Source organism: Ruegeria sp. HKCCD8929 (genome assembly GCF_013031405.1).
In the GTDB taxonomy this organism is placed as follows: domain Bacteria; phylum Pseudomonadota; class Alphaproteobacteria; order Rhodobacterales; family Rhodobacteraceae; genus Ruegeria.
The window spans coordinates 64601-86812 of the sequence record NZ_WPZY01000005.1; the positions used below are offsets into that span (position 1 = coordinate 64601).

Here is a 22212-nt window from a genome sequence, read left to right on the forward strand (position 1 = left end):
TATCGCTATGACGACGCTGATTTTTTTGGCGCTCAGGCACTACGAGCGAACCAAGATGCGATTGTTCGACGGCATGGCCGCCCTGCCAGATGCAAAGCTGAATGCGCTGGGCTGGACTCCGAAAGAGGCGGTGACGTTCTGGCATATCAAAAGCTGGCGACGGATCGGATGGATCGAGGCATCGCGGCGCCACAACGAGATGTCCACGACGTTGCAGCGGGTCCTGCTCCGGGGGCTGCCAAAACACAGTGACGTCCCCGAAACGGCCAAACGCGCGGCATTGCAGTACCGGCTGTATTTCTTCCTTGGCCTGATGCCGGTGGCGGGCCTCATCTTTTTGTCCGCGCTTCTCAGATATCCGGTGTTATGGGTCGCCATGCCTCTCCTTGTCCTGTTCCCATTGCAGAAATTTCAACGATGGCCCTCAGAGAATGAGGTGGCGTCATGACCCAACCACTCGGCATCATCCTGGCCGGGGGGCTCGCCACGCGCATGGGCGGCGGCGACAAGGGGTTGCTGACCCTCGGCGGGCAGACCCTGCTGGCCCATATCATTGACCGGCTGGGGCCGCAGGTGGCGGGGCTGGCGCTCAATGCCAATGGCGATCCCGAACGCTTCGCGGGTCTCGGCCTGCCGGTGATCGCCGACTCCATCGAAGGTTTCGCCGGGCCTCTGGCGGGCGTTCTGGCGGGCCTCGACTGGGCGGCAGAGCAGGGGGCCGATGCCATCGTCACCGCCGCCGCCGATACCCCGTTCTTTCCGCGCGATCTGGTGGCGCGCCTGATGGCCGACGCCGAGGGGCAGACGCACCCGCTGGTGCTGGCCACCACTCCACGCACGGGGGCGGAGTTGAAATCGGGCGGCAAGGTCAACCGGCACCCGACCTTCGGCCTCTGGCCCGTTGCCCTGCGCGACGATCTGCGCGCGGCGCTGAACGACGGCCTGCGCAAGGTGGTTCTCTGGACCGACAAGCATGGCGGGCGCGAGACGCTGTTTCCGGTCGATCCGTTCGACCCGTTCTTCAACGTCAACACGCCCGAGGATCTCACCCGGGCCGAAACCTTGCTGGAGCAGGCATGAGGGTCTACGGTGTCACCGGCTGGAAGAACGCCGGCAAGACCGGGCTGATAGAACGGCTGGTGGCCGAGATCACCGGGCGGGGCTTCAGCGTTTCGACCGTCAAGCACGCGCACCACTCCTTCGACGTGGACCACCCGGGCCGCGACAGCTATCGCCACCGGCAGGCGGGGGCCGCCGAGGTGCTGCTGGCCTCGCAATACCGCGTCGCTCACATGCAAGAGTTGTGCGGCGCACCCGAGCCGCCCCTCTCCGACCTGCTCCAACGCCTCTCACCGGTCGATCTGGTCCTGATCGAGGGCTACAAGCGCGAACGCCACCCCAAGATCGAGGCCTACCGCGCCGCGCCCGGCAATGACCTGATCGCCCCGGGGGATGACACCATCCGCGCCGTGGCAAGCGATACGCCGCTGGATCTGGACCGCCCGGTGTTCGATCTGAACGACACGAGCCGCATCGCCGATTTCATCCTGGCCGAGGTCGGCCTGTGACCCCCTTCCGGACCTTCGCCATGGTGGACTGGTCCGGAGGCAACGACACCGGTCCAACCCCGCGCAAGGATGCGATCTGGGCCTGCGTCGTCCGCGACGGCAACGCGGTCGAGCCGGTCTATCTGCGCAACCGGGCACTGGCAGAGAATTGGCTCGCAGACCTGATCGAGGCCGAGACAAGCGCGGGCCGTCGCCTGTTTCTGGGCTTCGATTTTCCCTTCGGCTACCCGCGCGGTTTCGCCCGCGCGCTGACCGGGTCAGACGACCCGCTGACCCTGTGGGACTGGTTCGAGGCGCGGATCGAGGATGCGCCCAAGGCCAACAACCGCTTCGATCTGGCTGGAGAGATCAACCGCCGTTTCGGCGGGCGCGGCCCGTTCTGGGCCAATGGGCTCAAGCGCGACATCGAGGGGCTGCCGCGCCGCAAAGACACCTATCACAATCCGTTTCCGGACCGTCGCGCGGTCGAGCATTTGGCCAAAGGCAGCTTCACGTGTTGGCAGATGGCCGGGGCGGGAGCCGTGGGCAGTCAGGTGATGATGGGCCTGCCGGTCCTGACCCGCCTGTGCCGCCGGTTTGCCGGGCAAGTGGCGGTGTGGCCTTATGAGGCACTGGACAAACCGGTGGCCTTCGTCGAAATCTGGCCCTCGCTGACGCTGGGTGCGGCGCCCGAAGGGCGGATCAAGGATGCCTGGCAGGTGGAACAGGTGGCGCTCGATCTGGCGCATTTGCCGCCCGAGGACCTGGCGCGGCAACTGGACGTGAGCGCAGCAGAGGAAGGCTGGATCTTGGGTGTGAAACAGAACAGGCCGGATATCGCGCCGCCGCCCCTGCGCAACGACTGTTTTGCGCTTCCAGCGGGGGTGAACTGGACCCCGGTGGATGACGCGCTGGCGCTGCTGCGGGACCGGCTGGGCCCGGTGACCGGTGTCAAGACGGTGCCGTTGGGGCAGGCGCTGGGCCGGGTTCTGGCGCAGGATGTCGTGGCCAAACGCTCGAACCCGCCGCAGCCCAATACCGCCGTTGACGGATATGGGTTCGCCGGGGCGATCCCGGACGGAGAACACGTGATGCCGCTGCTCGAGGGCCGCGCGGCGGCCGGTATCCCCTTCGACGGCACCGTGCCCCCCGGCAACGCTCTGCGTGTACTGACTGGCGCGGCCCTGCCCGAGGGGGTTGAGACCGTGATTCTGGAAGAGGATGTGACCGTACAAGACAACCACATCGCCTTTCGCGGCCCCCTCAAGCGCGGCGCCAACGCCCGCAAGGCGGGCGAGGATGTGAAGGCCGGAGAGATCGCCCTGACCGCCGGGCGCCGGGTGACCCCGGCGGATCTCGCGCTGTTGTCGGCGGTCGGGCTGGCCGAGGTGCAGGCGCGCCGGCCCCTGCGGGTCGCTGTGGTGTCGACCGGAGATGAACTGGTCGAGCCGGGGCAGGCGGCGGGGCCGGGGCAGATCTTCGACGCCAACCGTCCGATGCTGCTGGCGATGGCCGACCGCTTCGGGTTCGACACCGTGGATATGGGTCGCATCGCCGATGACCGCGTCGCCCTGCGCGCGGCATTGGATACGGCGGCAGACACGGCGGATGTCATCCTGACCAGCGGTGGCGCCTCGGCGGGGGACGAAGATCATGTCTCGGCTCTGCTGCAAGAGGCCGGGGCGCTGCAGGAATGGCGCATCGCGCTGAAACCCGGACGGCCTCTGGCGCTGGGCATGTGGAACGGCACCCCGGTCTTTGGCTTGCCCGGCAACCCGGTGGCGGCGATGGTCTGCACGCTGATCTTCGCCCGCCCCGCCATGGGGTTGATGGCGGGCGAGGGCTGGCACGAGCCGCAAGGCTTCGATGTCCCCGCCGCCTTCGAGAAACGCAAGAAACCGGGCCGCCGCGAATACCTGCGCGCGCGGGTGCGGGACGGCAGGGCCGAGGTCTTTCACTCCGAAGGCTCGGGCCGGATCAGTGGGCTGAGTTGGGCCGAGGGGCTGGTCGAAATTGAAGACGGCGAACGCCACATCCGCCCCGGCGACCCGGTGCGGTTCATCCCTTACGGAAGTTTCGGGTTGTGACCACCATGGTGATGCCCGGCTTTGCCGAGGCCGAGCGGGCTCAGGCCGCACGGCTGTTCTGGCAGGCCTTCGCGGCCAAGCTGGGCAAGGTCATGGGCCCCGAGGACAAGGCGCTGCGGTTCTTCGAGGCGGCGCTGGACCCGCGGTTCGCGCTGGTGGCGCGGGATGACGACGGGCGCTTGCTGGGGCTGGTCGGGTTCAAGACGGAAGAGGGCGGGCTGACGGATGCGGGCCTGCGCGATCTAGCGCAGGTCTATGGCTGGTTCGGCAGCCTCTGGCGGGCGGTGGTTCTGAGCGTGCTCGAGCGCAAACTGCAACCCGGTGTGTTTCAGATGGACGGAATTTTCGTGGACACCGCGGCGCGGGGGCGGGGCGTGGGCACCGCCTTGTTCGACGCGGTGTGTGCTGAGGCCGAAGCGCGCGGAATGCGTGAGGTGCAGCTTGACGTGATTGACACAAATCCCCGTGCGCGCGCGCTTTATGAGCGGGTGGGGTTCAAAGTCATAGGCGAAGAGGAAACCGGGCCGCTGCGTCCGCTCTTCGGGTTCCGCAAGGCCACCCGGATGAGCAGGCCGGTTTCCCGCTGACACCGGGCGCGGGCAAGCCGCTTGGAAGCGGCTTAAGCGGTTTTCAAACCGCTTCAAGGCGTTTGCAAACGCCTTTCTGCGCTGCAAGGAAAGCAGCGCGCGTCAGTCGAAGGTTCCGGCCACCCGGCCCAGCAGCATGAAGGCGCGGGCGGTGCGGGTTTCGCTGAGGCCCGAGATTTCGGCATCCGTTGCCTCGGCCTCGAACTCGACGAACATCTGGTCGAACCGGCGGAGAAAATGATGCGCTGCATCGCGAAAGATCGGGTCCTGTTTCAACCGGCCAGCGGTCAGGGCCAGCGACGACCTGTCCCGGATCCCACCCAGTGCCGCAACCGCACGGCCCCGCACCCCATGGGCAAACTGGCGCCAGATCTCGGGCCGGGCCATGTCGGGGCGCAGATCGTCCATATAGATGCCCTCCTGGCTCAGCAGGGTCAGAACGTCCTGTGCGGCCTGGATCAGCTGCGCCGCCTTGCGGTCCTTCAGCGCCCGGCGCAGCGCGGCGAAGCCTTCGGTGTCCTCGGTCGTTTCCGGGAAATGCAGGGCGCGGATGAATTCTTCGGTCGAAAGCGGCGGCGACAGCGCCTCGGCGGGGGTGCCCAGCTCCAGCGACCCCTGATCCCCGGCACCGCCTCGCGCCCCGCGCAGCGAGGGCAGAACAACACGCGACGTCTCCCGGCGCTTGGTCGAGAACGTGGCCAGCGCGGTTTCGGTCTTTTTCGTCGCCTCGGCGATCTCGTCCAGCTTACGGGTGACCGAGGGCTCATGTGTGATCGCGGCGCGCTGCTGTTGCACCACATAGGCGTTGCGGATCGCGTCGATGGCGGTCTGCAGACGCTGGCTTTCCTCACGCATCACCCGCGCCGTCCGCATCGCCGTCGCGGCCACCCAGATCATCGCGACCGGCATGAAGACGGCCAGCATGGTGACCAGAAAGCTGCCATCGCGGGGCTCGGGGTTCAGCACAAAGACCACGACGGCGAAGGCCAGCCACAGCAGGCTCAGCAGGATCGCGGCAATCTCGATCCCGGTGACGGCGGGCCGCCCGGGGCGGTCGTAGATCCCCAGCGAGGTCGGATGGGCCGAATCAGGATCTGGCGTCTGGCCGGACATGTGAAAGCTCCGTCAGGAGTACTGGATACTTAGAACTTCGTAGGACCGCAGGCCGCCGGGGGTGCGCACCTCGACGCTGTCGCCTTCGTCCTTGCCGATCAGGGCGCGGGCGATGGGGGATTTGATGTTGAGCAGACCGTTTTCGATATTGGCCTCGTGCTCACCCACGATCTGCCAGGTCTTTTCCTCATCCGTGTCCTCGTCCACCAGCGTGACGCGGGCGCCGAACTTGATGGCGCCGGACAGCCTTTTGGGGTCGATCACATCGGCCAGCGACAGGATGCCCTCAAGCTCCTTGATCCGGCCCTCGATGAAGGACTGCTTTTCGCGCGCCGAATGGTATTCGGCATTCTCGGACAGATCGCCATGCTCGCGCGCCTCGGCGATGGCCCGGATGATGGCGGGCCGCTCCTCGGTCTTGAGCTGCTTGAGTTCGGCCTCGAGCGCGGCAAAGCCCGCAGGCGTCATCGGGATCTTTTCCATGTCTTCGTAATCCACGCACAAATTGCGTCGCCCCGTCGCGCAATGCGCCGGGGCGACAGGTAGGGTCGGGGAATACCTGACCCAAATGAGGTGGGGATTGCAAGGGGCGAGGTCCGCAAGACGCGCGGATTACGGCCTAGTCATAGGCCACGACCTCAAACTCGATGCCGTTGTCATCGTCGAAATAGAACCGGCGGCCGGGCTCATAGTCGGCGTGATTATGCGGCTCGAACCCTGCGGCACGTACCCGGGTCTCGGTCGCGTCGATGTCCTCGACCAGGACGCCCACATGGTTGAGGCCGCCCACGGTGTTGTACGTGCTTTCTGCCGAGGGTTTGGGTGCGTTCGGCGCGTAAAGCGCCAGATAGGTATGGGCGCTGCCCACGTGCACGGTGTAGCCGCCAGCCATCGCAGCGCCCTCCCAGCGGGTTTTCCAGCCAAAGACATCGTGCATCCAAGCCGCCGTCGCCTTGGGATCGCGCACGGTGAAGTTGGTGTGTTCCAATGTCGCCATCATGGTCTGTCCTTTCAAATAACGGGGTTGTTGCGACTCACCGTAATTTCTAAACCTAACTTTAGGTCAAGGTATTTCTGAGAGGTGCATATGCCAGTATCCGAGGGGCTTTCGATCGGCGCGCTGGCCAGCCGCACCGGGCTGGCGGTGTCGGCGATCCGGTATTACGAGGCGCAGGGCCTGATCGCGCCCTGGCGCAACCCGGGCGGGCAGCGGAGGTACCAGCGCGCCGACATCCGCCGGCTGAGCTTTGTCATGATCGCGCAGCAATTCGGTCTGTCGCTGCCGGAAATCCGCGAGGTGCTGGCGGGGCTGCCCGACAAGCGCACTCCGACCCCGCGCGACTGGGCACGGATCGGCAAGGGGCTGCGTGTGCATCTGGACCAGCGAATCGACACCCTGACCCGGCTGCGCGACAATCTGGACGGCTGCATCGGCTGCGGCTGCCTCAGCCTGCCAAAATGCGCGCTTTACAACCCAGATGACCGGGCAAAATCCAAGGGAAGCGGGCCCAGATACCTGATGGGTGACGCGCCGGAGGACTGAACTGCCGCATTGCAGCGATGTTACGCCGTGTTTTGATTGACCAAGGTCTTTCACACCGGGTAATCAGCCGTGAAACAAAATTGCGCCGACCATGCGTTGAGAGCGCCAATTCGGAAAGTTAGCTAAGGAGCCCGCGATGGCCGAAATTGAACGCGAAGCGATGGAATACGACGTGGTGATCGTGGGCGCAGGCCCCGCGGGCCTGTCGGCGGCCATCCGTCTGAAACAACTCGATGCAGACGTGAACGTCGTGGTGCTGGAAAAGGGCTCCGAGGTTGGCGCCCACATCCTGTCGGGCGCGGTGCTGGATCCCTGCGGCATTGACGCGCTGATCCCGGACTGGAAGGAAAAGGGCGCGCCGATCAACACCCCGGTGACCGAGGACAACTTCTATATGCTGGGCGAGGCGGGCAAGCTGCGCATCCCCAACTTCCCGATGCCGCCGCTGATGAACAACCACGGCAACTACATCGTCTCGATGGGCAATGTCTGCCGCTGGATGGCCGAGCAGGCCGAAGAGATGGGGGTCGAGATCTTCCCGGGCATGGCGTGCTCGGAACTGGTCTATGGCGAGAATGGCGAGGTCAAGGGCGTCGTCGCCGGTGAGTTCGGCAAGGATGCCGAGGGCAACCCCGGACCGGGCTACGAGCCGGGTATGGAGCTGCACGGCAAATACGTGTTCCTGTCGGAAGGCGTGCGCGGATCGCTGTCGAAAGAGGTCATCGCCAAATACGACCTGGGTGCCGGCAAAGAGCCGCAGAAATACGGCGTCGGCATGAAGGAGATCTGGGAGATCGACCCGGCCAAGCATAAGCAGGGCACCGTCACCCACACGATGGGCTGGCCGTTGGGCGGCAATGCCGGGGGTGGCTCCTTCATCTATCACCTTGAAAACAATCAGGTCTATGTCGGATTCGTGGTGCACCTGAATTACAAGAACCCGCACCTGTTCCCTTACATGGAGTTCCAGCGCTTCAAGCATCACCCGATGGTGGCCGAGCTGCTCAAGGGCGGCAAGCGTGTGGCCTATGGCGCGCGCGCGATCACCGAAGGCGGCTGGCAGTCGATGCCGAAACTGGTGGCTCCGGGCGTAGCGCTGCTGGGCTGTTCTGCGGGCATGGTCAACGTGCCGCGCATCAAGGGCAACCACAACGCGATGCTCTCGGGCAAGGCGGCGGCCGAGGCCGCCTTTGACGCCATCAAGGCCGAGCGGTCGGGCGACGAGCTGACGGCCTACGAGGCGGATGTGCGCAGCGGCCCCATCGGCAAGGACCTCAAAAAGGTCCGCAACGTCAAACCGATGTGGTCGAAATGGGGCATGCTGCCGTCGCTGGCGCTGGGTGGCCTGGACATGTGGACCAACACGCTGGGCTTTTCGTTCTTTGGCACTCTGGGCCACGGCAAGAACGATGCCGAGTCGACCGAGGATGCCAGCAAGCACAAGCCCATCGAATATCCCAAGCCCGACGGCACGCTGTCCTTCGACCGTCTGACCAACGTCTCCTTCGCGATGACCAATCACGAGGAAAGCCAGCCCTGCCACCTGCAACTGAGCGACCCGGATATCCCGGTCAAGGTCAACCTGCCGAAATTCGCGGAACCGGCGCAGCGCTACTGCCCGGCGGGGGTGTATGAAATGGTCGAGGATGACGACGGCCCGCGCTTCGTCATCAACTTCCAGAACTGCGTCCACTGCAAGACCTGCGATATCAAGGACCCCAGCCAGAACATCACCTGGAAGACGCCTCAGGGCGGCGATGGTCCGAACTATCCGAATATGTAAGCGAGAATACGGGCAATGGCAGGGTCGTGAAGCCTCTGCCATTGCCTCTTTCCCTCCGACGCCCTAGCTTGTGCCAAGTCAATAACAAAAGGCAGTGCGTGGTGTTTTCCCTGTTACGACATGCGGCGGTCGCCGCGATTGCCGCTGCGGCGGCTTTTCCTGTTCCGGTTGCCGCCCAAAGCAGCGCCGGCGCCTATCTGGCCGGTCGGCAGGCGGTATATCGCAGCGACTATGACGCGGCTGCCCGCTATTACATTCGGGCGCTCGCGCTCGATCCCGCCAATCCGGGCCTGATGGAAAATGTCGTGCTGGCGCAGCTGTCGCTGGGCGAGCTCAAGCGCGCTTATCCGGTGGCGCTGCAGATGGAGGATCTGGGCCTGCGCAGCCAGGTCGCGCAGATGGTCGTGGCGGCCAATCTTAGCGCCGATGGTAAATATGACGAACTGCTGGCCCGCGATCCGGAAACCAAGGGCGTCGGCCCGCTGGTCGACGGTCTGCTGATGGCCTGGGCCTATATGGGCAAGGGCTCGGTCGGCAAGGCGCTCGAGCAGTTCGACAAGGTGGCCACCGAAAACGGGCTGCGCGATTTTGCCCGCTATCACAAGGCGATGGCGCTGGCCTCGGTCGGTGACTACGAAGGGGCCGAGGCGATCTTTGCCGCCGATGATGGCGCCGTGACCACGCTCTCGCGCCGTGCCGCGCTGGCCCGGGCCGAAGTGCTGTCCCAGCTCGACCGCAACGATCAGGCGCTGGCAATGCTCGCGGATGTGTTCGGTGCGGGCCCCGATCCGTCGCTGACGGCGGTGGCCGACCGGCTGGCGGCGGGCGAAAAACTGCCCTTCACCCATGTGCGCTCGGTTCAGGACGGCATGGCCGAGGTGTTCTTTACCATCGGTGCCGCGCTCAACAGCGAGGCGGCGGACGATTATGTGCTGGTCTATGCCCGCACCGCCAGCTTCCTGCGCCCCGATCACATCGACGCGCTGCTGCTGAGTGCCGAACTGCTGGACGAACTGGGCCAGTACGATCTGGCGGTGGCGACCTACAAGCTGGTTCCGCCCGGCAGCCCCGACCACCACGCGGCCGAACTGGGCCGGGCCGAGGCGCTGCGCCGTGCGGCCAAGCCGGACGCCGCGATCGAGGTGCTGGAGCAGCTGGCGCGCAACCATCCGACCCTGCCGGCGATCCACAGCGCGCTTGGCGACCTGCAGCGTCAGCAGGAAAACTATGCCAAGGCGGTGCAGGCCTATGACAAGGCGCTGGACTACACCGAGGACGGTTCGACCGGACAGTGGTTCCTGTACTATGCCCGCGGCATCAGCCACGAGCGGCAGAAACAGTGGGAACAGGCCGAGTCCGACTTCCGCGCCGCGCTTGAGTTGAACCCCGATCAGCCGCAGGTGCTGAACTATCTGGGCTATTCGCTGGTCGAAAAGCAGATCAAGCTGGACGAGGCGCTGGACATGATCCAGCGCGCCGTCGCCGCACGCCCGGACAGCGGCTATATCGTGGACAGCCTCGGCTGGGTCCTGTTCCGTCTGGGCCGCTATGACGAGGCGGTGGGCCATATGGAACGCGCGGTCGAACTGATGCCGGTCGATCCGGTGGTCAACGACCATCTGGGCGACGTCTACTGGGCCGTGGGCCGTGCCCGCGAGGCCGAGTTCCAGTGGAAACGCGCCCTGTCTTTCGTCGATCCCGAGGATACCGATGGTGAGGCCGACCCCGAACGCATCCGCCGCAAGATCGAGATCGGGCTGGACGCGGTGCTGGCCGAGGAAGGGGTTGCGCCGCTAAAGGTGGCCAATGACGGTTGAGGCTTTTGCGCCCGCCAAGATCAACCTGACCCTGCATGTGACCGGCCAGCGCGACGACGGCTATCACCTTCTGGATTCGCTGGTGGTCTTTGCCGATATCGGCGACCGCCTGGAGTTTAAGCCCGGACCGGAGTTGTTGTTGACCGTCACCGGGGAACACGCGGATGGCGTGCCAGCGGACAGCCGCAATCTGGTCTGGAAAGCCGCGCAGGCGGTTGGCTGGACCGGGCATATTCACCTGAACAAGGTCCTCCCGCATGGCGCCGGAATTGGTGGCGGTTCCTCGGATGCTGCTGCAACGCTTTGGGCGCTTGCGGGGCAAGGGTTAGACATCCCGAAACAACTCCCTGTGTCCTTGGGGGCTGATGTGCCCGTTTGCGTGACTGCCAGAGCGGCTCGCATGAGAGGAATTGGCGACGAAATCACGCCCACTAGTTTGCCACACCTACCAGCAGTTCTTGTAAATCCGGGCATTTCGGTACCGACCGGATCGGTCTTCAACGCTCTGGCATGGAGGAATAATCCGCCGATGCCTGACGACATCCCCGAGTTTGAAACCGCCGCAGATTGCGCCTACTGGCTGCGTGATCAACGCAACGATCTGGAAACCCCAGCGATGGGTGTGGCGCGAGAGATCGAATTCGTACTAGACGAGTTGAGATTCATCGAGGCCCCTCTTTTGGCGCGCATGTCTGGATCGGGATCGACTTTTTTCTTGCTCTACCCCTCGATGGCGACGGCACATTCTGTCGCCGAAGCTCTTTCGGCGGCACATCCCGACTGGTGGTGCCGCGCAACGCAGCTCAATTGAGCCGCGACACCACGTAATCGGCCAGATCGCGCAGCAGCGTGCGAATCTCGTGATCCGGCAACAAATCCAGCGCGGATTTGGCCTTGGCCGCCCAGCCATTGGCATCGACCCGGGTCGCCTCCAGCGTCCCGTATTTCTGCATCAGCGCCAGCGCGTGATCCAGATCGCCCTCCCGCTGACGGCCTTTCTCGATCGTGCGCTCCCAGAATGCGCGCTCTTCCGGCGTGGCCTGCGCCACCGCCTTGATCACCGGCAGGGTCAGCTTGCGCTCGCGGAAATCGTCACCGACATTCTTGCCGGTCGCCTTGCTGTCGCCCTGATAATCCAGCAGATCGTCCGCGATCTGAAACGCGACCCCCAGCGCATCGCCGTAGTCGAACAGCGCCTGAACCTGCGCGTCCGAAGCCCCGGCAATCACGCCGCCCACCTCGGTCGCCGCCGAAAACAGGGCCGCGGTCTTGCCGCGCACCACCTGCAGATAAACGCTCTCATCCGTCCGCAGATCGGTGGCCGCCGTCATCTGCAACACTTCCCCTTCGGCAATCGTGGCCGAGGCATTCGCCAGGATGTCCAGCACCCGCAAGGACCCGGTCTCGACCATCAACTGGAAACTGCGTGAAAACAGGTAATCGCCCACCAGAACGCTGGATTTGTTGTCCCACAGCAGGTTGGCGGTGGGCCGCCCGCGCCGCTGGGCGCTTTCGTCCACCACATCGTCATGCAGCAGGGTCGCGGTATGAATGAACTCGACCGTTGCCGCCAGCCGCACGTGATGCGCGCCCGCATAGCCGAACATTCGCGCCGCCGCCAGCGTCAGCATCGGGCGCAGCCGCTTGCCACCTGCCTCGACCAGATGTGCGGTCACCTCGGGAATGCGCGGCGCGTGTTCCGAGGCCATGCGCACCCGGATCAACTCGTTCACGGCCTCCATTTCCCCTGCAAGAATGTCAGCCAGGCGCTCATGCGGTTTCGAGATCGTGCCGATGTTCATCACACTCCTGCTACAAGGCTCGACTTGAGTGCCGCCTTGCCTTTACATCCATCCCCATGAAAGAACTTCTGCGCAGCACCGATCCCACCATCATGGCCTTCGCATCCGCCCTTCTTGAGGGCGAGGATATAGACTGCTTTCAGATGGACGTAAATATGAGCATCCTCGAAGGCGGCATCGGAATCTTTCCCCGGCGCCTGATGGTGCGCACCGACGACTATACGCGTGCGCTGCGGGTGATGCAGGACAACGAAATCCCCCTCGGCAAATGATCAGATTTTCAGACACCGAGCTGACCCGCAACGCGTTTCTGGGCGGGCGTCTGAAACTGTGGCAGCCGCGCGATGGCTATCGCGCCGGGGTCGATCCGGTGCTTCTAGCGGCTTCCGTTCCGGCGCGGGCGGGGCAGACGGTGCTGGAACTGGGATGCGGGGCAGGGGCGGCGATCCTGTGCCTTGCGGAGCGGGTGCCGGGCCAAGTGTTGACTGGGGTGGAGCTGCAACCCGCCTACGCCGATCTGGCCCGCCGCAACGCCGCCGAAAACGATGCGGCGCTCGAGGTGATCGGGGCCGATCTCTCGGCCTTACCCCCGGACATGAAACAGCGCCAGTTCGATCATGTGATCGCCAACCCACCCTATTACCGCCCGGGCGCGCACAGCCCGGCCACTGACAAAGGACGGCGCACCGCGCTGGGTGAGCAGACACCGCTGGAGATGTGGATCGACGTGGCCGCCCGGCGGCTGGCCCCGCGCGGCGATCTGCACATGATCCAGCGCGCCGACCGGCTGCCCGACATGCTGGCCGCCTGCACCGGACGGCTGGGCTCGGTCGAGGTTCTGCCGTTGGCGCCGCGCGCGGGACGGGCCTGCGAACTACTGATCCTGCGGGCCCGCAAGGGCGGCCGTGCCGCGTTTCGCCTGCATGCCCCGGTGATTCTCCACTCCGGCGACCGGCACCAGCGGGACGAAGATGACTATCACCCGGCGGTCTCCGCCGTGCTGCGGCAGGGCGCAGCAATGCCCTGGCCCGGAACGCGCTAAGCAGCCTTCAGCCGAATTTGTCGGATTTATGACAGATTCTGTGCCCCTGCGGCGTGACAGTCCGTATGCGATATGCTCAACTCAGCATGTGACACTCAAGAGAAGGAGGATCGCCATGAGCGTGAGCGCACATCTGACGGAACTGAAGAAGAAGCACGCAAACCTCAGTCTCGAAGTAGAAGAAGCCCAGCGCTCGCCAGGTATCGACGATCTCCACATCGCTCAACTCAAGAAGCAGAAGCTGAAACTGAAAGAAGAGATCGAACGACTGTCTAACTAGTCTTTGAGACTGGCGCGCGCCGCGATGAGGGCGCCGCCGGTAATCAGCAGGGCCGCGATCGCCAATGTCCATGAGGGCGCGGCGATTCCGGCCACAACCAACACAAGCGTGGACAGCAGCGGCGCAGCGTACGAGCTGGTGCCGAGCATCTGAATGTCGCCCTGCTTGACCCCGATATCCCACACGTAAAACGCCAGTCCCACCGGCCCCAACCCCAGCGCCAGGGTTGAGGCCCAGCCGAATGCACCGGCGGGCCAGACCGTCTCTTCAACCGCGAAATGCAGCGCCCATGAGGCCAGCGCAGTCGCCACGCAGAACACCGCAACCGAACTGGTGGGCGTTTTACCCAATCGGCGCGACAGCACCGAATAGCCCGACCATGTGAGCGCACAGAGCAGCGCCAGCGCATAGCCGGGCAGGTGCTGCGCCTCGAACCCGGCACCGCCACCCCCGGTGATGATCAGCGCCGCCCCGGCAAAGCCCAGAAGCGCGCCGAACAGATGCCCGGCCCGCAGCGCCTCACCCGGCAGCAGGCCCGAGAACAGCACGATCAGCAGCGGCCAGAGATAGGCGATCAGCCCGGCCTCGGCGGCGGGCGCCATGCGCAGGGCCGAGAAATAAAGCGCGTGATAGCCAAACAGCCCCAGCGTACCAAAGGCATAGATGGTCCACCGCACGGTCCTGAGCTGCGCCAGACCGCCGTTGAAGGCTGTCCAGATCAGGCCCAGCGTGCCGCCAATGGTGAAGCAGATCGCGTTCAGCAGCAGCGGCGGGGTCGGGGCAGACCCCACAGTAAACAGCGCCAGCAGCGACCAGAGCAGCACGGCAACAAAACCGATGGCGGTGGCACGGGCTCGGGTCATGTCTGGGAAAGATCCTCGACGGGGATGATGGTGAACGCGTCCGAGATATGCGCGGTTTTCTCGATCTCGGCAAGAAACCAGTCGCGAAAGGCGGCGATCTGCGGTCGCGTCTCGGCCCCCTGCAGGCACAAAAACCGGAACCGCGCCTGGCTTTCAATCGCGGTCTTGAACGGCGCCACCAGCCGCCCCTCTTCCAGATCCTTCAGGATCATGGCCCGGCGGCCCAACGCCACACCCACCCCCGCCACAGCGGCATCCACCGCATGATCGGCGTTCGAGAAATGCGCCCCGGGTCTGGGTGCGGGATCGAGACCAACAGCGCGGAACCACGCGGGCCAGTCACAGGGCGGGCGCAGGAAATCTATGGATTCGTCATGGATCAGCGGCGCCTCCATCAGGCTTTCCGGGGTCGGAAACCGTTTTGCCAGTTCCGGCGCCATCACCGGAGTGGCCCACTCCTTGCGCACCGGAACCGAATACAGCCCGTCATCCTGCCCATAGCCAAAGCGGATCGCCACATCCACATCGTCTCGCTCCAGATCCATCACCCGCAGCGTGGCCGAGAACCGCAGGTCGATCTCGGGATGCGCGCGGGCGAATTCGTAAAGGCGCGGCGCCAGCCACTTGGCCGTCAAAGCGGGGCCTGCCGTCACAGTCAGAGTGGTGTTGTCCAACAGCCTGCGCGTCGCTGCCCATGCCGCGTGCAGTGTTGCAAAGCCATCCGCAGTTCCCGGCGCCAGCGTGCGTCCCGCCTCGGTCAGTTCAACCGCACGGTTGAGGCGGCGGAACAGCGGCTGGCCCAGATGCTCCTCCAGCGACTTGATCTGAAACGAAAGCGCGGCGGGCGTGACGTTCAATTCCTCTGCCGCCTTGGCAAAGGACATGTGCCTTGCAGCGGCATCAAAGGCACGCATGGCGGTCAGCGGGGGCAGGCGGTCGCTCATGGTCAGACAAATAATACTTAACTGAACAGATGGAAAGTCTCGTTTGTACGCACCCTTCCCAGCGCGCATATTGATATCAAGTCAAGTGAAGCTGATGTGAAACAAGGAACCCGCCATGATTGAGATCACTACCAATCCCGCGACCCGGCGTGCCTCGCAGCAGGCGCATGTCGAACGGGCAAAAGCCATCCGGTCGGCCTTTGGCTGGCTGTTCGGTTCCCGCTGAGCGCAGCGCGCGCGCTCTTACGGGATAAAAGAAGGGCCGGTCCCAAGGGGCCGGCCCGTTTGTTTCTATAAGGCGCGATGCTCAGACGAAGAACTGGGCACCATTGGCCGAGATGGTCGAGCCGTTGATGAACTGCGACTCGTCCGATGCCAGGAACGCGACGCAGCGCGCGATTTCCTCGGGCTCGCCCAGACGGCCCGCCGGGATCTGACCGATGATCGACTCACGCACCTTTTCCGGAACCGCCATCACCATCTCGGTGGCGATGTAGCCGGGGCAAATGGCGTTGGCTGTGATGCCCGCGCGCGCGCCCTCCTGCGCCAGCGACTTGACGATGCCCAGATCGCCCGCCTTGGTCGCGGCATAGTTCACCTGCGCGAACTGGCCCTTCTGACCGTTGATCGAGCTGATCACGATGACCCGGCCAAACTTGCGCTCGCGCATGCCGGGCCAGACCGGGTGCACGGTGTTGAACACGCCGGTCAGGTTGGTGTCGATCACCTGGTGCCACTGTTCCGGGGTCATCTTGTGGAACGGAGCGTCGCGGGTGATGCCCGCATTGGCCACGACCACGTCGATCGGACCGACCTCGGCCTCGACCTTTTCGATCCCGGCCTTCGACTCGTCATAGTCGCCCACGTTCCACTTGTAGGTGGCGATGCCGGTCTCTTCGGTGAAGGCCGCCGCCGCTTCGTCATTGCCCGCATAGGTGGCGGCCACGTTGTAGCCTTCGGCCTTCAGCGCCTTGGAAATGGCCGCGCCGATGCCGCGCGAGCCACCGGTGACGAGTGCTGTTCGTGCCATTGAGGAATCCTCCGATCTGAATTGTCTTGGTAATGTTGCTACAAACTATGCTGCAGATGCGCAATAATGTTTCGCAGGGAATTTCGCGTACCCCGTGCATATATTGTCGCAGCCGCAGCAATTCCTTGACCGGTAAAGAAAAAGGCGCCCGAAAGCGCCTCTCCCCTATTGCCGGTCCCGGGCCACTCAGTCCCGCTCCACGCACAGCGCGACACCCATGCCGCCGCCGATGCAGAGGGTTGCAAGGCCCTTCTTCGCGTCGCGGCGCTTCATCTCGAACAGCAGGGTGTTCAGCACCCGGCAGCCCGAGGCGCCGATGGGGTGCCCGATGGCGATGGCGCCGCCGTTCACGTTCACGATCGACGGATCCCAGCCCATGTCCTTGTTCACCGCGCAGGCCTGCGCGGCAAAGGCTTCGTTGGCCTCGACCAGATCCAGATCGTCAACCGACCAGCTCGCCTTTTCCAGCGCCTTGCGCGAGGCGTAGATCGGGCCGACACCCATGATCGACGGGTCCAGACCGGCGGTCGCGTAAGACGCAATACGGGCCAGCGGCTCGATCCCGCGCTTTTCGGCATTCTTGGCCGACATCAGCAGGGTGGCGGCAGCACCGTCGTTCAAACCGCTCGCATTGGCGGCGGTAACCGATCCGTCCTTGGTGAAGGCCGGGCGCAGTTTGGCCATGGCTTCCATGGTGGCGCCGTGACGGATGTATTCGTCGCTGTCCATCACGATGTCGCCCTTGCGGGTCTTAATGGTGAAGGGGGTGATCTCGTCGGCGAACTTGCCCGCCTTCTGCGCCGCTTCGGCCTTGTTCTGCGAAGCGACCGCAAACTCGTCCTGCTGATCGCGGCTGATCTGCCATTTCTCGGCCACGTTCTCGGCGGTCTGGCCCATGTGATAGCCGTTGAACGCATCCCACAGACCGTCGCGGATCATGGTGTCGATATATTTCATGTCGCCCATCTTGTGACCGGCGCGCAGCGCGGCGGCATGGGGGCTGAGGGTCATGTTCTCCTGCCCGCCGGCGGCCACGATCTCAGCATCGCCCAGCTGGATGTGCTGTGCGCCCAGCGCGACGGCCCGCAGACCCGAACCGCAGACCTGGTTGATGCCCCAGGCCGCGCTTTCCTGCGGCAGACCGGCGTTGATATGGGCCTGGCGGGCCGGGTTCTGGCCCTGGGCTGCGGTCAGGACCTGACCCATGATGGTCTCGCTCACCTCGCCTTTGTCGACGCCGGCGCGTTCCACGACAGCCTCCAGAACGGCGGCACCCAGATCATGTGCGGGGGTGTTCGCAAAAGAGCCGCCGAAACTGCCGACACCGGTGCGTGCGGCGGATGCGATTACTACGTTGGTCATATGGTCAATCCTTTACCGTCATAGTCCTTCGGGAAATCTGACGGCGCAGGTCAGGGGGTCACCCCCTCAACGTCAAAGAGCGCCACAACATCCCCCGCTCCAACTCTACCTGCCATAACGTAATGCTGCACATGCAGCAACCGACAGCTTGTCTCATGCGGGAAAACCCGCCGGATCATACCCGTCGCAGCAGGTGCTAAGCGGTCGCGCGGCCATCGTTTTTCTGTTTCCACGGCGGATTGACCGAGGGCGCGCCGAACAGATAGCCCTGCAGACAGTCGACACCATTGGCCACAAGAAACGCGGCGTCCTCCTCGGATTCCACCGATTCGGCGATCACTAGGATCTCGAACTCGCGCGCCACCGCGACCAATGCCCGGATCAGGGTCTGGTTCTCGGGGTCCGCGCCGACACCGCGCACGAACTGCCCGTCGATCTTGACCGCGTCGAAAAAGAAGTTCCGGAAATGGCGGAAACTGAAATTGCTGGCACCATAGTCATCCAGTGCGAAGGCAATGCCGCGCGATTGCAGCCGGTCCATGAAATCGATCACCAGTTCGGGCACCAGCATGGCCGAGCTTTCGGTGATCTCAAGGATCAGACGCTCGCCCAGCGTCCTGTCCCGCTTCAAAAACCGCTCAAGCACCCGCATCCAGCGTTGATACCCGATCGACCGTGCCGACATGTTGATGGACAGCCGCACCCCGGGGTTGCGCGCCAGCGTGCGCAGCCCGGTTTCCAGCGCGATACAGTCCAACTCGCGCCCGATCTCGGTCTCTTCCACGACCGGCATGAACTCGCGCGCGGGGATCACCCGCCCGGTGTCGTCCAGTACACGAATGAAGCCCTCGTGGAACGCAACGCCATGGGGCGGGTTTGCCTGCATCACCGGCTGAAAGGCCAGCATGCACTGCTTGTGCTTGACCGCCTCGGTCGCCATCTGCAGGGCAGAGCGATCGCGCGCGGTGACGGCCACGTTCAGCGGGTTCTCCGCGCCTTCCGGCATATTGGCCATCTTCCTGCGGCGGTTCCTCATGACGTTTCCCCTGCTGTCCGGCGGTGCTGCGCGGACAGTGTTCGTCAAACCCCTGAAGCAAGGGTTAATCCGACAATTTTTGGGAAACCGCCCCGCGCTGGTCTGCGCGGCAGGCTCAGCGCACCGTCGGCCGGACGATGCTGCGGGCCAGGGCCGCGCTGATCACGACGCCGACGGCGCCGAGGAACATCATAGCGTACCCGGCAGCGATCAATGCGGTGGGAAGGGGGCTCAGCGACACGGTCATGGCGGTCAGCAGGCCCAAAAGGCCGACGGTCAGAAAAACGAGTGTGATGCGGCTCATGCCGGCCTCCGGTCGCGAACTGGATAAAAAAAGATACCGGACCCATATGTGTCGGCCCGGATCAAATTCAACCGGTTCGGCGGAATGACGTTATGTCCGCATCTCACATTGCCGTCAGAGAGTTTGCTGCACCGACCCTCCGGCACCGGCATCCGCAGCCCCCTTGAACCCGGGCGTTCCGCGATCCTCGGGGTGGCGCACCAGGTGCTTGGCCTTGATCCGGTCCGAGGTGTCGCGGCTGCCGTCATGGCTGTATCCCGGCGGGGCAAAAGCATAGGCCAGACGCTGCCGCAGGCTCAGCCCCGGCTGGGTGACGTCGCGCCAGATCGAGAGCCATTCGTGAAAGGCCACGCGCAGCGGATTGAAAGTGCCGATATTATGCACGAGGCCATAATCGACCTTCTCGCTCGCCTGCTCGGGCACGAAGGTGCCGAACATCTTGTCCCAGATGATGAAGACCCCGGCATAGTTGCAGTCCAGATACCGCGCGTTGCGCCCGTGATGCACGCGGTGGTGGCTGGGCGTGTTCATCACCGCCTCGAACCAGCGCGGCAGCCTGTCGATGGCCTCGGTGTGGATCCAGAACTGATAGATCAGGTTCAGACCGCCGCAGAACAGCACCAGCGCCGGGTGAAAGCCCAGCAGGATCAGCGGCGCGCTGACCACCATCTTGAAGGTGAAGGTCCCGGTCCAGGTCTGCCGCAGCGCCGTGGTCAGGTTGTAGTGCTGGCTGGAGTGATGGTTCACATGGCTGGCCCAGACCCAGCGGATGCGGTGGCCGAACCGGTGCACCCAGTAATAGCGCAGATCGTCCAGCACGAAACACAGGACGATCACCGGCAGCGAGGTGCCCAGATCCAGCGGCGTCAGCGACCACAGGAACATGAAGAACCCGTAAGCGATGAACCCCAGCACCAGCCCCGAGGCGACGCTGCCCGCCCCCATGATCAGCGAGGTCACGGCATCGCGCGTCTCATAGCGCCCGCCGCGGTGCTTGAGCGCGATCCACGTGAACTCGATCAGGATCGCGGCGACGAAAAAGGGGATGGCCAGTTGTGTCGGGTCGGGAAAGCTCAGCGCGTCAGTCATGTGGTGAAATAAGTCTCTTCCAGTGGGGCCGTTCTTCTTCGGTCAGATGCAGGGTGACCTGCGGCGCGGTGAAATCGTGAAAGATGATGCGGAAGCCCTTGGGATGGTCGATCAGGTCGAAATCCAGCAGGTGGCGGCCCACCGTATCGGCGCCAAAGGACCACAGCAGACCCGGCCCGGTCTCGGTCCGCAGCAGGGCGGCGTGGCCGTCGCGGGCCACGGTGACGTCGATCACCGCATCGTCGGGGAAATGGCGCAGCCAGTCCGCCCGCGCGGCCTCGGGCGTCAGGAGACGCCGCGCCGACTGCCCGGTCAGATGCAGCAGCAACGCGATCCCGGCAATGCCGCCAACCACGAGGATCAGCAGGATTTCTAAAGACATCGGCTCCTCCCTCGCGCCAAACCTGCAAAGGCCCTGCCCGAGTGTCAAAGGTAGCGTCGCGTCAGCCTGGCTGCATCTGGCCCAGCACCTCGTGCCGCACCACCCGTTCGACAAAGGGCACCAGCCCTTCGGGCCCCGAGGCGCGGTCCTTCAGATGCATGCAGACATCCGGTCTGCGCGCCGCGATCACCCCGACCAGAGCGCCGCGCGTCGCATCGTCCAGCCCGGCCCCCATGATGACGCAGCCGATGCGCGGTTCCGCGTCAAGCTGCCGGATCACCTCGTCCTGATCATGGGCGCCCAGCCATTCGATGGGCAGATGCTGAAGCTGCCGCGCGACGTCGCCGATCACATGGGGCAGCCGGCCAATCAGGAGAACCACAGGTTTCATGGCCCCTTCCTTTCCGTCTGTTGGTCCCGTTCCCGACCTTTTTGCCAAAGGTCGGGATCAGTATAGCACGGAGAACTAATGCACTTTGCGAAAAACTTGAGACACCAAGCATCACTTGACGCGTTGAAATCTACGATTTCAGGCAGCGTTAAGTGGTTCGGGTATTTCGCAAAGTGCTCTAGGGAGGATGCCGATTAGTTGATCGTGTAAACGCCGCCGCTCTTGCCTTTGCCCTTGTCGCGCGTGAAACGGGTCGTACTGCCGTCGATTTCGACCAGCAGGCAATTGGTGCCCAGCTCTCTGCCGCCGATTACGCCATTCCTACACCAGTACCGACCACTCCACTTCCAGGACCCGGTATAGGTGTTGCCGTTGAACTTGCCGCTCTGGGTGCCGTCGGACTTGATGATCGTCCAGTTGCCTTTCGCATCGGTCAGCTTGCGATCGACGATCTGCTGCCGGAACTGGGCTTCTTTCTTGACGGCCTTGAAGTCGGCGAGGGCCGCATTTCCAGCAATCGCAAGGGACAGGGATAGCAGAGAAAGCGTAAGAATCTTCATGATAATGCTCCCAGATATTCATTAAATATCCGGGAACTTTACCAGAATTGCGGGTTTTCGACAAATATGCGCCGACCTAGCTGCTGCCGCCGACCAGCTCTGCGATGATCGCCTTGGCGCTGTCCGAGTTCCACTCGGCATCGCCGATCAGGCGCGCAATCTCGTTGCCCTCGGGGTCGATGATCATGGTCATCGGCAGCCCGACAACCCCCATTTCCCGCGCTACCGCCTGTTTCGGGTCCTGATGCCGGGGCAGGTTGGTGATGCCGTTCTCGTCAAAGAACTTCCGGATTCCGGCGGGCGAATTGCGCCCGGTTGCCAGGGTCAGGACCTCGAACTTGTCGCCCCCGAACTCTGCCTGCAACTCGGCGATCTGCGGCATTTCCTTGCGACAGGGCGCGCACCAGGTGGCCCAGAAATTCACCAGCACGTATTTGCCCCGGTAATCGGCCAGCGAGCCGGTGCCGGTGTCATCCTCAAGCTGAAAATCCACCGCCTCGACCGGCTTGGGCTCGGAATGGATGATCAGCCGTTTCAGGCTGCCGTCCCGCAGCCCCTCCAGCGTTGCGACATCTGCCGCCAGCGCAGCGTTTGCACCCAGCGCGAGGGCCATATAAAGGGGGATCAGACGAAATAGGCGCATACCAACT

The 22212-nt window shown here is 64.1% G+C and carries 27 protein-coding genes; 12 read left to right on the top strand and 15 right to left on the bottom strand.

Features of this window, described 5'->3' with window-relative positions:
- Window positions 1–7: 7 nt before the first annotated feature.
- Genes GOX53_RS09620 through GOX53_RS09640 form a run of 5 tightly spaced genes read left to right on the top strand, consistent with a single transcriptional unit; the run spans window position 8 to window position 4221 of the window.
- Complete coding sequence (locus tag GOX53_RS09620) at window positions 8–448, top strand: hypothetical protein (RefSeq protein ID WP_171175725.1); 441 nt, start codon at window positions 8–10, stop codon at window positions 446–448.
- Window positions 445–1080 carry a molybdenum cofactor guanylyltransferase MobA gene (gene mobA, locus GOX53_RS09625; protein ID WP_171175726.1) on the top strand — a complete coding sequence of 212 codons (636 nt, stop codon included), beginning with the start codon at window positions 445–447 and terminating at the stop codon, window positions 1078–1080. The genes GOX53_RS09620 and mobA overlap by 4 nt, the downstream gene beginning before the upstream one ends.
- A complete protein-coding gene (gene mobB / locus GOX53_RS09630) occupies window positions 1077–1568 on the top strand; it encodes a molybdopterin-guanine dinucleotide biosynthesis protein B (protein WP_171175728.1) in 492 nt (163 codons plus the stop codon). Before mobA ends, mobB begins: the two co-directional genes overlap by 4 nt.
- Window positions 1565–3634, top strand: coding sequence for a gephyrin-like molybdotransferase Glp (gene glp, locus GOX53_RS09635; protein ID WP_371810272.1), 2070 nt, complete (start codon window positions 1565–1567; stop codon window positions 3632–3634). The genes mobB and glp overlap by 4 nt, the downstream gene beginning before the upstream one ends.
- Window positions 3635–3639: 5 nt before the next feature.
- Window positions 3640–4221, top strand: a complete 582-nt coding sequence (locus tag GOX53_RS09640) for a GNAT family N-acetyltransferase (RefSeq protein ID WP_171176200.1) — start codon at window positions 3640–3642, stop codon at window positions 4219–4221.
- Window positions 4222–4323: 102 nt separating this feature from the next.
- Here GOX53_RS09640 and GOX53_RS09645 read toward each other — a convergent pair whose 3' ends face one another.
- From GOX53_RS09645 to GOX53_RS09655, 3 genes are all read right to left on the bottom strand, one after another.
- Entirely contained in the window at window positions 4324–5334 is a 1011-nt protein-coding gene (locus GOX53_RS09645) for a hypothetical protein (protein WP_171175730.1), read from the bottom strand.
- A gap of 12 nt (window positions 5335–5346) precedes the next feature.
- Window positions 5347–5817 carry a transcription elongation factor GreA gene (greA, locus tag GOX53_RS09650; protein WP_171175732.1) on the bottom strand — a complete coding sequence of 157 codons (471 nt, stop codon included), beginning with the start codon at window positions 5815–5817 and terminating at the stop codon, window positions 5347–5349.
- A gap of 136 nt (window positions 5818–5953) precedes the next feature.
- Window positions 5954–6334, bottom strand: a complete 381-nt coding sequence (locus GOX53_RS09655) for a VOC family protein (RefSeq protein WP_171175734.1) — start codon at window positions 6332–6334, stop codon at window positions 5954–5956.
- Between the two features lie 87 nt (window positions 6335–6421).
- On the opposite strand from GOX53_RS09655, the gene soxR reads away from it, so the two are divergent.
- The 4 genes from soxR (at window position 6422) to GOX53_RS09675 (ending at window position 11288) form a co-directional block, all read left to right on the top strand.
- Entirely contained in the window at window positions 6422–6877 is a 456-nt protein-coding gene (soxR, locus tag GOX53_RS09660) for a redox-sensitive transcriptional activator SoxR (RefSeq protein ID WP_171175736.1), read from the top strand.
- A 136-nt stretch (window positions 6878–7013) separates the two neighbouring features.
- A complete protein-coding gene (locus tag GOX53_RS09665) occupies window positions 7014–8660 on the top strand; it encodes an electron transfer flavoprotein-ubiquinone oxidoreductase (RefSeq protein WP_171175738.1) in 1647 nt (548 codons plus the stop codon).
- A gap of 98 nt (window positions 8661–8758) precedes the next feature.
- Window positions 8759–10477, top strand: coding sequence for a tetratricopeptide repeat protein (locus GOX53_RS09670; RefSeq protein WP_371810273.1), 1719 nt, complete (start codon window positions 8759–8761; stop codon window positions 10475–10477).
- On the top strand, window positions 10467–11288 hold the full coding sequence (locus GOX53_RS09675; protein WP_171175742.1) for a 4-(cytidine 5'-diphospho)-2-C-methyl-D-erythritol kinase: 822 nt from the start codon (window positions 10467–10469) through the stop codon (window positions 11286–11288). Before GOX53_RS09670 ends, GOX53_RS09675 begins: the two co-directional genes overlap by 11 nt.
- Here the strand turns inward: GOX53_RS09675 and GOX53_RS09680 are convergent.
- Complete coding sequence (locus tag GOX53_RS09680) at window positions 11281–12279, bottom strand: polyprenyl synthetase family protein (protein WP_171175744.1); 999 nt, start codon at window positions 12277–12279, stop codon at window positions 11281–11283. The two genes, GOX53_RS09675 and GOX53_RS09680, sit on opposite strands and share 8 nt — an antisense overlap.
- Window positions 12280–12335: 56 nt before the next feature.
- Here GOX53_RS09680 and GOX53_RS09685 point away from each other — a divergent pair, with 56 nt between their 5' ends.
- From GOX53_RS09685 to GOX53_RS09695, 3 genes are all read left to right on the top strand, one after another.
- Window positions 12336–12551 (top strand): DUF2007 domain-containing protein, encoded by a 216-nt coding sequence (locus GOX53_RS09685; protein ID WP_171175746.1) that lies wholly within the window; start codon window positions 12336–12338, stop codon window positions 12549–12551.
- A complete protein-coding gene (locus tag GOX53_RS09690; RefSeq protein WP_171175748.1) occupies window positions 12548–13321 on the top strand; it encodes a tRNA1(Val) (adenine(37)-N6)-methyltransferase in 774 nt (257 codons plus the stop codon). The genes GOX53_RS09685 and GOX53_RS09690 overlap by 4 nt, the downstream gene beginning before the upstream one ends.
- A gap of 115 nt (window positions 13322–13436) precedes the next feature.
- Window positions 13437–13601 (top strand): YdcH family protein, encoded by a 165-nt coding sequence (locus GOX53_RS09695; RefSeq protein WP_171175750.1) that lies wholly within the window; start codon window positions 13437–13439, stop codon window positions 13599–13601.
- Here GOX53_RS09695 and GOX53_RS09700 read toward each other — a convergent pair.
- From GOX53_RS09700 to GOX53_RS09750, 11 genes are all read right to left on the bottom strand, one after another.
- Window positions 13598–14464 carry a DMT family transporter gene (locus tag GOX53_RS09700; protein ID WP_171175752.1) on the bottom strand — a complete coding sequence of 289 codons (867 nt, stop codon included), beginning with the start codon at window positions 14462–14464 and terminating at the stop codon, window positions 13598–13600. The two genes, GOX53_RS09695 and GOX53_RS09700, sit on opposite strands and share 4 nt — an antisense overlap.
- A complete protein-coding gene (locus tag GOX53_RS09705; protein WP_171175754.1) occupies window positions 14461–15408 on the bottom strand; it encodes a transcriptional regulator GcvA in 948 nt (315 codons plus the stop codon). Before GOX53_RS09705 ends, GOX53_RS09700 begins: the two co-directional genes overlap by 4 nt.
- Window positions 15409–15715: 307 nt before the next feature.
- A complete protein-coding gene (gene phbB, locus GOX53_RS09710; RefSeq protein ID WP_171175756.1) occupies window positions 15716–16438 on the bottom strand; it encodes an acetoacetyl-CoA reductase in 723 nt (240 codons plus the stop codon).
- Window positions 16439–16624: 186 nt separating this feature from the next.
- Window positions 16625–17800, bottom strand: a complete 1176-nt coding sequence (locus GOX53_RS09715; RefSeq protein ID WP_171175758.1) for an acetyl-CoA C-acetyltransferase — start codon at window positions 17798–17800, stop codon at window positions 16625–16627.
- 196 nt (window positions 17801–17996) lie between these two features.
- Window positions 17997–18836, bottom strand: a complete 840-nt coding sequence (locus GOX53_RS09720) for an EAL domain-containing protein (protein ID WP_171175760.1) — start codon at window positions 18834–18836, stop codon at window positions 17997–17999.
- A 115-nt stretch (window positions 18837–18951) separates the two neighbouring features.
- Entirely contained in the window at window positions 18952–19140 is a 189-nt protein-coding gene (locus GOX53_RS09725; protein WP_171175762.1) for a hypothetical protein, read from the bottom strand.
- A 114-nt stretch (window positions 19141–19254) separates the two neighbouring features.
- Entirely contained in the window at window positions 19255–20229 is a 975-nt protein-coding gene (locus GOX53_RS09730) for a sterol desaturase family protein (protein ID WP_171175764.1), read from the bottom strand.
- Window positions 20222–20611: a hypothetical protein gene (locus tag GOX53_RS09735; protein ID WP_171175766.1), complete on the bottom strand. Its 390-nt coding sequence runs from the start codon at window positions 20609–20611 to the stop codon at window positions 20222–20224. Before GOX53_RS09735 ends, GOX53_RS09730 begins: the two co-directional genes overlap by 8 nt.
- A 61-nt stretch (window positions 20612–20672) precedes the next feature.
- A complete protein-coding gene (locus GOX53_RS09740) occupies window positions 20673–21002 on the bottom strand; it encodes a hypothetical protein (RefSeq protein WP_171175768.1) in 330 nt (109 codons plus the stop codon).
- Between the two features lie 194 nt (window positions 21003–21196).
- Window positions 21197–21562, bottom strand: a complete 366-nt coding sequence (locus GOX53_RS09745) for a hypothetical protein (RefSeq protein ID WP_171175770.1) — start codon at window positions 21560–21562, stop codon at window positions 21197–21199.
- 76 nt (window positions 21563–21638) lie between these two features.
- A complete protein-coding gene (locus GOX53_RS09750; protein ID WP_171175772.1) occupies window positions 21639–22205 on the bottom strand; it encodes a TlpA disulfide reductase family protein in 567 nt (188 codons plus the stop codon).
- Window positions 22206–22212 lie beyond the last annotated feature (7 nt).